This is a genomic window from Limnohabitans sp. JirII-29 (assembly GCF_003063395.1).
GTDB lineage: Bacteria > Pseudomonadota > Gammaproteobacteria > Burkholderiales > Burkholderiaceae_C > Limnohabitans.
In genome coordinates this window covers 177745-188526 of the sequence record NZ_NESB01000008.1, presented here as the reverse complement: position 1 = coordinate 188526, position 10782 = coordinate 177745, and the positions used below count along the sequence as shown (strand labels likewise).

Here is a 10782-nt window from a genome sequence, read left to right as displayed (position 1 = left end):
GTGTTGGCTCGCATCCACAGCCACCCAAATGCCCGCATCGAAGAGTTACTTCCGCACTGCTGGAAGCCCGCAAGTCCGACCGTGTGAACACTCGCCCACAAAATAGGTGGGAAGACCGGACGCTCACGATAAAAGCACACAGTGATGCAGGAAAGAAGTGATATCAAGTTTCGTGGTCAATCGCTGCGCGATTCAACCACGATGGATTTCTGTTTGACAAAGGTGGAAAGCCCTTGTAGTTTGACATGAGCGGCAGACGCCGGCTTGCCGGTGGCTGTCCGCTCGATGGAAGGGTTAGGCCCCAATCGCGTCACGTTACTTCGGCAATGAACTGCGCGCTCGTTCGACAAGATTTGCAGCCCTTTCCAGTGCCGTTAGGTCCAGACTCGTCGGCTCAGGCTGAGTAAACGCGTTTGTCCCGGTAATATTCCAGTGTTCAAACGCTTCCTTCACTTGCCCCCAGTCAGCTGCGGCGCCGTACGACTCCAAATAGAACTTGCCAAAGTTGATTGCATGCCGTCGGTCCGCGTTCTTTAAGGCCTCCTGCATGTAGGACCTGCTGAACAGAAACGCATACTTTGCTAGCCCAGCAAGTAGTGCGGCCACGATGAAGCCCTTGAGTGCTGAAAAGACTATGAACTCCCAAGTAACTTGCGTCGGCATTGTGATTGCTGTGCTGAAGGTTAGATAACCCAGAAATCCAATTGCGGCAACAAGACCGAGCGCTCCAACGACGCTCCATCGTTTCGAAATCGAGTGAAACTCAGTCTCCTTATTTGCAAGAGTTTGTAGGGCGTCAGCAACATAGTCCTTGGAAGTCTTCTCGATTTTCTTACGGCTCTCCTCGTTGTATCTCTCTTTCTCTTGAGTGAGATTCACCATCGCGGCGTGAAGTTGGGCTTCGCGTTCTGCAATCTCGCGTTGCAGGCGATCTCTTAGAGCCTCCGTTTCGATTTGCCGGCGAGTCAGGTGATCTTCGAACTCTCTCTGTCTTGCCATGAGTTTCTTTTCGCGCTCAGCAAACATGTGCTCCCGTTGTTCCAGCTCTTGGCGGAAGCTCACTTCGCGCTTGAGCTGTTCTTCCTGGGTTCGCTTGCGATACTCATCGAACTCCTTCTGCTGCATCTCGATCAGTTCTCGATACTCCAGCAGCTCTCTCTCTCGAGCGAAAAAGCGTTCCCGTTCTTCCTGAACGCTCATGCGGTGCTTCGATTCTTCGATCCGGTCTTGCATGGAGTCTCCTGTGGGGCCTAACGTTCGAGGTAACCGGGCACCAACGGTGGGACGCCAGCGCACGGGCGGTGAAAATGTAGCGCGTACCACCGGGCGGGCACTGGTGGCCCGCCGTTGGTGCTCCGATTGAGAGAGGGGTTAGGTGTCATCGCGGCAGCGCGGCTTCCGCGTTCGCAAGAAATACTATTGCTGCGGCGGTCTGGTGCAGCGCAAAGGCCACGAAGTGCTGCGGAACCGTCACGACTTCAGGACCTTGGCCATGTCCACCAAGTCGGTTCCTCGCTGTCGGCACACCGCTTTCGAGCATTCCGCGCAAGCCCGAGAAGTGCTGAGACCATAGCTGTGGAATCAGCTGCTTTTCAAACATGAGATCAAGCAGCGGCTTCGCGGTGGCGTGTGGGTCATGCTTCCACTTTCGATGAGCCGCAACTGCCTTCATCGTGCTTTCCAACGACTTCAAACAATCGGCTAACGCTTCTTTTGTCCTGCCATGGCGATGGTGTTCAAAGGCTTTGTGAAATTCCGCCTCCGCTCCCCTGTACTTCGTGTCGTGTAGAAGTGCCAGCGCAGGTTTCACTACTTCTGCATGCACTACTTCCGAATCGATCCGAATGATGTTTCCGGTTTCGAAGCGGAATCCAAAGCCATGCTGCTGAAATCGGGCGTTCAATTCAGCAAGTGCTGCATCAGCTTCATCAGCTGCGTCCTGACGGTGCCTGTATTCCCACTTTCTTGAGTGGACATCAATAATCCGGCTACCCAGTTCAACGGCGTCAAGTACCCTTTCGGTGCTTTTCTCACTGAGCACGAAGTTGAACAACTCGGTGACGTAATCTCTGTCCCCATATTCTCTCGCGCTGGGGAGTTTGAAGATGCCGTACTCGCGGCAGAGAGTATTGACAATGAACTCGTAGGCACCGGACACAAGGCCGTTGCGTCTATATACCTCAGTCTCGTTACCAAGGTAGTCTTTGAATATGTGGACCACCTGTACGCGCAGTTCCTGTGGCATCTTGTCGTATACGAATACGTCTGGCACTTCGCCGCGAAGCTTTGCTTGACGCTTAGAGAAGAGGTCAGTGATTCGCATGCTGATGGGGGTGGGTTATGACGCCTAACGTGGAGGTCACCGGCGCCGCACGGCTTTATCGCACAGCGTCCGGTGGACCGCAGAGTTAGGCTTCATGTGTGCCACAGCTACTTGAAAATGCCTTTCAGCATTTTTGATATTTCTTCTTTAGCGTATTCGGCTGTAACTGCCTTTCCTTCCTCGACCGCGACATCCATCAAAGAGTCATAGTCATTTAGCTCGCCACATTCTTGGCACTTGAGCATGTCTCCTGATTCGTATTTTTTCTCCGTATCGCCCTTCAAGTTGCAACCACAGAATAGGCACTTCAGAGTGATATGAAGTTCTCTGTCTTCCATTACTTAACCCCAAAAAACTTAGAAGCAAACGTGGCGAGGGCGACAAGGAAACCGAGGACCACAAATAAGCCTTTGTGATCTTCAATGTAGTCGGATGCCTTCTTAAGCCAGGTACGTGATGCCTTGATTTCTTCGGCTCTTGCTCTTGAGCGTGCAGCTCCAACGCCCCTTGTGGTGATGCCGAGATACTTGTATTTCTCGCCTAATGATCGATGATCCATCCACTCATTTGCGATACACCTATCTACCGCCTTTTCCAGATCGCTGACGGAATAGCTTGTCCCGTATTTTGAATTGATGTGGTCAGCGAACTGTTCGTCCACGGCGAAGGTCACTACCTTTGCGGTAACGCCATCGGCCTCCATGAAGTCAATGATATTGGCAAGAATCTTAAATTCAGGCACAAGTGCTCCTTGAACCTAACGTAGACCTAACCGGCGCTGCGCGGCTTTATCGAGCAGCGTCCAGCGACCGACGGGAGCGAGGTCGACCGCCATGTCAGGGGTTATGACCATACTGACCTGCGATTTTTAGCCGGTCACTTGGCACCCACGCGACTATGTCATTGCCGTTCTTGGCGATGAGCATGACGTTGGACCAACGCATGTGTTGTTTGTACATAGTGAGCGTGTTACCAGGCACTGCAAACGCTCCCTTGATTTTGCAACGGGCATTAGGAGCGCTGTAAAAGTAAAGCTCTTTCGTCCCAATGACCTTCACCTCAAGAGGTGGGCGAAAGTTATCCTCGGGGCCTTCCACGTCGGCGGCGTGCGAGGAGCAGGAAGGTTCGGCCGCAAACGCGGCATTGGTTGCGAAGGTGACCACCAGAACGACAAGAGTACGGATCACTAGAGAGCCTTAACTTTGATGTAGCCGACAAATCAACCAAAATGGCCGCTCAGCGGACAAAAAAACGATTGACATCATTGGCTTACCCTTTGGTACTGTGTTTATGTAAAGGCATAACAAATCTAAGAAAGTCGCCGTGCCACCTTTGGCTTCGAAGCGCCTGCTCGATCAGATGCACGAACGCATTCGTTACCTTCACTATAGTTTCAAAATAGAGAATTTCCACCTTTATTTGGTGAGTTTTTTTGTACTTTGGAATTCAAAACAAGGCAGCATGCGGCACCCCAAGGAAATGAGATCGGCAAGCGGCACGGCCAGCCCTTTGAATGCCTTGCTCAGCGTTTGAGCAAGGCGTCAAACGTCACAAGCGCACAGGAATGCCACGCTCACGCATGCGTTGCTTGGCTTGTTGCACGGTGTATTCGCCGTAGTGAAAAATACTGGCCGCCAGCACCGCATCGGCACCGCCTTGCTGCACACCATCGGCCAAGTGGTCCAGGTTGCCCACCCCACCCGAGGCAATGACAGGCACCGACACGGCATCGGCCACAGCGCGGGTCAAGGCCAAGTCAAAGCCAGACTTGGTGCCGTCACGGTCCATGCTGGTGAGCAAAATTTCGCCAGCCCCGTGCTCGGCCATTTGGGTGGCCCAAGCCACCGCATCCAAGCCCACATTTTTGCGCCCGCCATGGCTGAACACATCCCAACCGGGGCCCATCGGCAAACCGTTGGCGCCCATACGTTGTTCTTCTTCAGGGTTGCGGCGCTTGGCATCAATGGCCACCACGATGCACTGGGCACCGTATTTGGCTGAGGCATCACGAATCACTTGGGGGTTGGCAATGGCGGCTGAGTTGAAGCTCACCTTGTCGGCGCCGGCGTTGAGCAAGCGGCGCACATCGTCCACCGTGCGCACGCCACCGCCCACTGTGAGCGGAATGAACACTTGGCTGGCCACGGCTTCGATGATGTGCAAGATGACGTCACGCGCATCGCTGGTGGCCGTGATGTCCAAAAACGTCAACTCATCGGCGCCTTGCTCGTTGTAGCGTGCGGCAATCTCCACCGGATCTCCCGCATCACGCAGCTCCACAAAGTTGACGCCTTTGACCACGCGACCACCGGTCACGTCAAGGCAAGGAATGATGCGTTTAGCGAGCATAGGGGTCCAGCAGGTAAGTTCTCAAGAAACAGTCAAACGTTGCCAGCCCAGCCATTGGCCAGCGGCAGGCACAGCGATGGGCTCGTACACCTGAGCCGCCTCCACGCACAGCATGTGCGCGAAACCGTCAGGGGGCATGTCCGCCAGTGTGGCGCATTTCTCGGGGCCGGGGTTCCAAACCACCGATTGGCCCCAGGAAGGGCTTTGCTCGATGCACAGCACGCCACTGCCATCTTGCACGCGCAACGGGCCAGGCGCGGCGGCGTACACACGGTCAAACTCGCCATCAAAGTACAGGGCCTCATCGGCCACGCCATGCACATCGGCCACGGCATCCCATTCGGCTTGCCCCTGCAAACCGGTCACATCGGTCAAATCAATGTCATCCACCGCTAGGTAGGTGTGCAAAGCACCGGTGAAGCTCAGGGGCTGGGTGTCGGTGTTGTGCACTGACAAGTGCAACATCAGTTGCCCCGGCTGCAACGCAACACGCAGTTGGACCTGGAATTGATGGGGCCACAGGGCTTGTGTGTGCGCGTTGGCTTTCAGCACGAGCTCGATGTGGGCCTGCGCGTCATCGACACGTGAACCCGCCAACGCCCACGCCATGGTGCGGGCAAAGCCATGCTTGGGCAAGGTGCCGCGCTGGTTGAATTGTGGAAAGCACACCGGTACGCCACCACGGATGGCCGACTGACCACCCCACAGATTGGCAGGGCTCAGAAACAAACGCTCACGCCCCTGGCTGACCCACGACAGCACGTGTGCACCGTGCAAGGCCACCAACACGCTGTCGCCGCAGGGCAGCGTCAGGCGATGGCAATCCAGGCCTTGAAAAACTTCAGGAGTAGCGGTCAACATGCGGGGGCTTCAGGCGTAGGCAGCGCAACCCGCGCAGGTGTGCTTAGCCATTGAGCTCGTCAGCGCGGGCTTGGGCTTGTTCAAAATCCAAATCGCCGCTGTAAATGGCACGACCACAAATCACGCCTTCCACGCCTTCGTCTTCCACGGCGCACAACTGGTCAATGTCGGCCATGTTGGACAAACCGCCGGAGGCGATGACGGGAATGGTCAGGGCCTGTGCCAGTTTGACGGTGGCTTCGATGTTGATGCCGCTGAGCATGCCGTCACGCCCAATATCGGTGTAGATGATGGACTCCACACCGTAGTCTTCAAACTTCTTGCCCAGATCTGCCACTTCGTGGCCGGTCAGTTTGCTCCAGCCATCGGTGGCGACTTTGCCGTCTTTGGCATCTAGCCCGACGATGATGTGGCCGCCAAACGCACTGCATGCATCGCGCAAGAAACCTGGGTTTTTCACCGCAGCCGTGCCAATGATGACGTAGCGCAAACCCGCGTCGATGTATTTTTCAATCGTGTCCAAGTCACGGATGCCACCCCCGAGCTGCACCGGAATGTCCTGGCCCACGGCTTTCAAAATGGCTTTGATGGCCAGGTTGTTTTGCGGTTTACCCGCGAACGCGCCGTTCAAGTCCACCAGGTGCAAACGTCGCGCACCTTTGGCCACCCAGTTCAACGCCATTTGCGCGGGGTCTTCGCCAAACGTGGTGGCCTGGTCCATGTCGCCTTGTTTGAGGCGCACGCAATGTCCGTCTTTGAGGTCAATCGCAGGAATAAGTAGCATGGTGACAAAGGGCTTCAAGCAGGCCCGGTGAGGTGAAAGATCAGGGTGTCCAGTGCAGAAAATTGCGGTACAGGGTCAAACCATGTGTCGCACTTTTTTCTGGGTGAAATTGTGTCGCAAAAATATTATCGCGTGACACGGCGCAGGTGAACAAATCACCGTAGTCCGTTTGCGCGGCGCAATGGGCCAAGTCTTTGGGGCGTGCATAAAAGCTGTGCACGAAATAGAAGTAACTGTTGTCGGGCACGTCTTGCCACATGGGGTGGGCTCGGGTTTGCAACACCTGGTTCCAGCCCATCTGCGGCACTTTGAAGCGGCTGCCATCGGCCTGGGTGCGCCCGGCCAAATCAAACTTCACCACCTCACCCGGAATCAACCCCAGGCCTGGGGTGTCGCCTTCTGCGCTGTGGTCGAGCAGCATTTGCATGCCCACGCACACGCCAAACAAAGGCTTCTTGTGCGCAGCATCCAGCACGGCGTCCATCAAGCCCGACTCGCGCAACTCGCGCATGCAATCGGGCATGGCACCTTGGCCCGGCAAGACCACACGGTGTGCATCGCGCACCACCTGTGGGTCGGATGTGACCACCACCTCGGCATGGTCCACCACCGAAGCGGCGTGCATCACTGCCTGCGCCACCGAGCGCAGGTTGCCCATGCCGTAATCCACGACTGCGACTTTGTTGTTCAAAGCGAACCCTTGGTGGATGGAATCATGCCCACCGAGCGGGGGTCCAGCTCCAAGGCTGCACGCAAGGCACGGGCAAACGCTTTGAAGACTGTCTCGGCCTGGTGGTGCGCGTTCTCACCACGCAAGTTGTCAATGTGCAAGGTAACGAACGCGTGGTTCACAAAGCCCTGGAAGAACTCAAACGCCAGCTGGCTGTCGAAGTTGCCAATCATGCCGCTCTTGAACGGCACATGCATCACCAAGCCAGGACGGCCTGAAAAGTCCACCACCACGCGGCTCAGGGCTTCATCGAGCGGCACGTAGGCATGGCCATAGCGGCGAATGCCTTTTTTGTCGCCCACGGCTTTGGCAAACGCCTGGCCCAAGGTGATGCCCACGTCTTCCACCGTGTGGTGACCATCGATGTGCAAATCACCTTCGGCATGGATGTCCAAATCGATCAAGCCATGACGCGCAATTTGGTCCAGCATGTGGTCAAAAAAACCAATGCCAGTGGACAGCTTGGACTGACCCGTGCCATCCAGGTTGACCTTGACGGTGATGCGGGTCTCGGCAGTGTTGCGGCTGACTTCAGCGGTGCGGGCGGTCATGCGGGGCTTTCAAGAAAGGGCAGAGGTCAAGGCGGACAGGAGCTGTGCGTTTTCATCCGGCGTTCCCACCGTCAGGCGCAGGCAGTTGGCCAGCAATGGATGCATTTTAGAAACGTTCTTGACCAACACGTGGCGTGCTTTGAGCGCGGCAAACACGTGGCTGGCGGCGCTGTCTGTGTCGCCCTGTGGCGCTGCAAAACGCACCAGCATCATGTTGGCGTCACTGGCATAGGCTGTGACACCCGGCAACTGCTGCAAGGCTTTGAACAAATGCTCGCGCTCCGCGCGGATGGTGGCAGCCTGCACCGCAAACACATCGGCATGCTCCAGCGCAAACAAAGCGCACTCGGCGTTGAGCACGCTCACGTTGTACGGCGGACGCAGTTTGTCGACTTCATGCACCAGCGCCGTGGGGCCCACCATGTAGCCCAAGCGGATGCCGGCCAAACCGAACTTGGACAAGGTGCGCATCAACAACACATGCGCATTGGCCGCTGGGTGCTGGCGGATTTCATCCAACCAGCTGCGGCTCGAAAACGGCTGGTAAGCCTCGTCCATGACCACCAGGCCACCGTACGCGCCGACTTGGGCAATGAGGCGACGAATCACCGCGTCATCCCACAAATTGGCCGTGGGGTTGTTCGGGTAGGCCAGGTACACGATGGCCGGCTCGTGCTGCGCAATCGCGCGCGACATGGCCACTTCGTCCAACTCAAAGTCGACGGTCAAAGGCACACCGATGTAGGACAAGCCTTGCAACTGTGCACTCATGGCATACATCACAAAGCCTGGTTCTGGGGCCAAAATTTTGGCGCCTGGCACATCGCAGGCCATGGCCAAGAGCGAGATCAACTCGTCCGAGCCGTTGCCCAGCATCAAACTGTGACCATGGGGTAATCCCACATAACTGGTCAGAGCCGTCTTCAGGTCGTCGATGCGGGCCCCGGGGTAACGGTTGATCGCCACCTGCCCCAAGCGCTGGCCCAACTCGGCCTGCAAGGCGGGCGACAAGGAAAACGGGTTTTCCATCGCATCGAGTTTGACCATGCCCACCGAGTGCTGGATGGCATAGGCGTGCATGGACTGCACATCTTGGCGGATGAAACGCAATGGCGTGCTCATGCTCAATCTTTCTTCAAACGAAACTCGGCGGCCATGGCGTGGGCTTGCAAGCCTTCGCCATACGCCAACACGGCGGCAATCTTGCCCAGCGTCTGCGCACCCTGCTCGCTCACCTCAATCAGGCTGCTGCGCTTTTGAAAGTCGTACACCCCCAACGGCGAGCTGAAACGCGCGGTGCCGCTGGTGGGCAACACATGGTTGGGGCCCGCACAGTAGTCGCCCAGGCTCTCGCTGGTGTAGGCCCCCAAGAAGATGGCCCCCGCGTGCTTGAGCAACGGCTCCCAGCGGTGCGGTTCATGGCTCGACACTTCCAAGTGCTCGGGCGCAATGCGGTTGCTGATGGCACAGGCCTCTTCCATGCTGCGGGTGTGGATCAACACCCCACGGCCATTGAGCGATTTCTCGATGATGTCGCGTCGTGGCATCTGTGGCAGCAAACGCTCGATCTCGGCTTGCACACGGTCAATGTAGGCCGCGTCGGGGCACAGCAGCACGCTTTGCGCCAGCTCGTCGTGCTCGGCCTGGCTGAACAAATCCATCGCCACCCAATCAGGCGGGGTGGAACCATCGGCCAGCACCAAAATTTCGCTGGGACCCGCAATCATGTCGATGCCCACGGTGCCAAACACACGGCGTTTGGCAGCCGCCACATAAGCGTTGCCAGGGCCGGTGATTTTGTCCACCGCTGGCACCGTGGCTGTGCCGTAAGCCAGCGCCGCCACCGCTTGCGCGCCGCCAATGGTGAAGGCACGACTGACCCCCGCCACATAGGCCGCGGCCAGCACCAGAGGGTTGCGTTCGCCCTGCGCAGCATTGGCTGCATGTTTGTCGCGGGCGGGCGTGGGCACCACCATGATGATTTCGCCCACCCCGGCCACGTGGGCGGGAATGGCGTTCATCAACACGCTCGAGGGGTAGGCGGCTTTGCCGCCCGGCACGTAAATGCCCACGCGGTCGAGCGGCGTGACTTTTTGACCCAGCAAGGTGCCATCGGCATCGCGGTAGCTCCAGCTCTCGCCACTGGCTTTGCGCTGTGCCTCGTGGTAGCTGCGCACCCGGGCCGCCGCTGCCTGCAAGGCGTCACGCTGCTCGTTGGGCAAACCGTCGAAAGCGGCTTTGAGCTCGGCCTGCGTCAACTCCAGCGCGGCCATGTTCTGGGCCTTCAAACCATCGAAGCGCTCGGTGTATTCCAGCACCGCGGCATCGCCTCGAGCGCGCACATCGGCCAAGATGTCGGCTACACGTTGCTCAATGGCGGCGTCGGTGTCGGCAGACCAATGCAGGCGCGCTTTGAAATCGGCTTCAAAGGTGGGGCTTGCGGTCGAGAGACGGAGCGGTTGTGCCATGGCAGGTGGGTGTCAGAAGTTGAGGGTTAACGGGCGGTAGGCAAGGCGGCTTCGAACGCATCGATGATGCGGCGAATGGCAGCTTGCTTCAATTTAAGGGCGGCTTGGTTGACCACCAAGCGCGAGCTGATGTCCATGATGCGCTCCACCTCTACCAAGTGGTTGGCCTTGAGCGTGTTGCCGGTCGACACCAAGTCGACGATGGCATCGGCCAATCCGGTGAGCGGCGCCAACTCCATCGAGCCATACAGCTTGACCATGTCCACATGCACACCCTTGGAGGCAAAAAAGTCACGCGCAATCGCGGTGTATTTGGTGGCCACTTTCAGACGTGCGCCTTGCTTGACCTGGGCCGCGTAGTCAAAGTCAGCCCGCACGGCCACACTCATGCGGCACTTGGCAATTTGCAAGTCCAGTGGCTGGTACAGGCCCGTGGCCGCCACGCCGTTGGCATAACCACCGCCGTGTTCGATCAGGGTATCCAAACCGGTCACGCCCAAGTCGGCACCACCGTATTGCACGTAGGTGGGCACATCAGAGGCACGCACCAGCACCACACGCACGTTGGCGTGGTTGGTGGGCAAGATCAGCTTGCGCGATTTTTCAGGGTCTTCCAACACCTCAATGCCTGCGGCTTGGAGCAGCGGCATGGTTTCGTCAAAGATGCGGCCTTTGGAGAGCGCGAGTGTGATCATGTCGTTTGCTTTCATGGCGTA

Annotated in this window: 13 protein-coding genes; 1 reads left to right on the top strand and 12 read right to left on the bottom strand. The window is 57.5% G+C overall.

Annotation, left to right across the window (positions count from 1 at the left end; all coding sequences use genetic code 11):
* Positions 1–315: 315 nt before the first annotated feature.
* From B9Z39_RS13695 to B9Z39_RS13675, 4 genes are all read right to left on the bottom strand, one after another.
* A complete protein-coding gene (locus B9Z39_RS13695) occupies positions 316–1233 on the bottom strand; it encodes a hypothetical protein (protein WP_108302072.1) in 918 nt (305 codons plus the stop codon).
* 145 nt (positions 1234–1378) lie between these two features.
* Positions 1379–2323, bottom strand: coding sequence for an STM4504/CBY_0614 family protein (locus B9Z39_RS13690; protein WP_108302071.1), 945 nt, complete (start codon positions 2321–2323; stop codon positions 1379–1381).
* Between the two features lie 337 nt (positions 2324–2660).
* Positions 2661–3065: a hypothetical protein gene (locus tag B9Z39_RS13680; protein ID WP_108302069.1), complete on the bottom strand. Its 405-nt coding sequence runs from the start codon at positions 3063–3065 to the stop codon at positions 2661–2663.
* Between the two features lie 94 nt (positions 3066–3159).
* A complete protein-coding gene (locus B9Z39_RS13675) occupies positions 3160–3510 on the bottom strand; it encodes a hypothetical protein (RefSeq protein WP_108302068.1) in 351 nt (116 codons plus the stop codon).
* Positions 3511–3646: 136 nt separating this feature from the next.
* Between B9Z39_RS13675 and B9Z39_RS16920 the strand changes: the two genes are divergently transcribed.
* Positions 3647–3856 carry an integrase gene (locus B9Z39_RS16920; RefSeq protein WP_146183336.1) on the top strand — a complete coding sequence of 70 codons (210 nt, stop codon included), beginning with the start codon at positions 3647–3649 and terminating at the stop codon, positions 3854–3856.
* 15 nt (positions 3857–3871) lie between these two features.
* Here the strand turns inward: B9Z39_RS16920 and hisF are convergent, their stop codons facing one another.
* From hisF to hisG, 8 genes are read right to left on the bottom strand one after another with little or no spacing between them, the layout of a single operon-like run.
* Complete coding sequence (gene hisF, locus B9Z39_RS13670) at positions 3872–4672, bottom strand: imidazole glycerol phosphate synthase subunit HisF (protein WP_108302067.1); 801 nt, start codon at positions 4670–4672, stop codon at positions 3872–3874.
* A 21-nt stretch (positions 4673–4693) separates the two neighbouring features.
* Positions 4694–5533, bottom strand: coding sequence for a D-hexose-6-phosphate mutarotase (locus B9Z39_RS13665; protein ID WP_108302066.1), 840 nt, complete (start codon positions 5531–5533; stop codon positions 4694–4696).
* A 43-nt stretch (positions 5534–5576) separates the two neighbouring features.
* Positions 5577–6317 carry a 1-(5-phosphoribosyl)-5-[(5-phosphoribosylamino)methylideneamino]imidazole-4-carboxamide isomerase gene (gene hisA / locus B9Z39_RS13660; protein ID WP_108302080.1) on the bottom strand — a complete coding sequence of 247 codons (741 nt, stop codon included), beginning with the start codon at positions 6315–6317 and terminating at the stop codon, positions 5577–5579.
* A gap of 40 nt (positions 6318–6357) precedes the next feature.
* The gene (gene hisH, locus B9Z39_RS13655; RefSeq protein WP_108302065.1) at positions 6358–7008 is read right to left on the bottom strand and encodes an imidazole glycerol phosphate synthase subunit HisH; all 651 of its coding nucleotides are present in this window, start codon (positions 7006–7008) and stop codon (positions 6358–6360) included.
* Positions 7005–7598 (bottom strand): imidazoleglycerol-phosphate dehydratase HisB, encoded by a 594-nt coding sequence (hisB, locus tag B9Z39_RS13650; RefSeq protein ID WP_108302064.1) that lies wholly within the window; start codon positions 7596–7598, stop codon positions 7005–7007. The genes hisH and hisB overlap by 4 nt, the downstream gene beginning before the upstream one ends.
* Before the next feature lie 9 nt (positions 7599–7607).
* Complete coding sequence (gene hisC / locus B9Z39_RS13645; RefSeq protein WP_108302063.1) at positions 7608–8720, bottom strand: histidinol-phosphate transaminase; 1113 nt, start codon at positions 8718–8720, stop codon at positions 7608–7610.
* 2 nt (positions 8721–8722) lie between these two features.
* Positions 8723–10066 (bottom strand): histidinol dehydrogenase, encoded by a 1344-nt coding sequence (gene hisD, locus B9Z39_RS13640; protein WP_108302062.1) that lies wholly within the window; start codon positions 10064–10066, stop codon positions 8723–8725.
* A gap of 26 nt (positions 10067–10092) precedes the next feature.
* On the bottom strand, positions 10093–10761 hold the full coding sequence (hisG, locus tag B9Z39_RS13635) for an ATP phosphoribosyltransferase (protein ID WP_100147243.1): 669 nt from the start codon (positions 10759–10761) through the stop codon (positions 10093–10095).
* Positions 10762–10782: the final 21 nt, after the last annotated feature.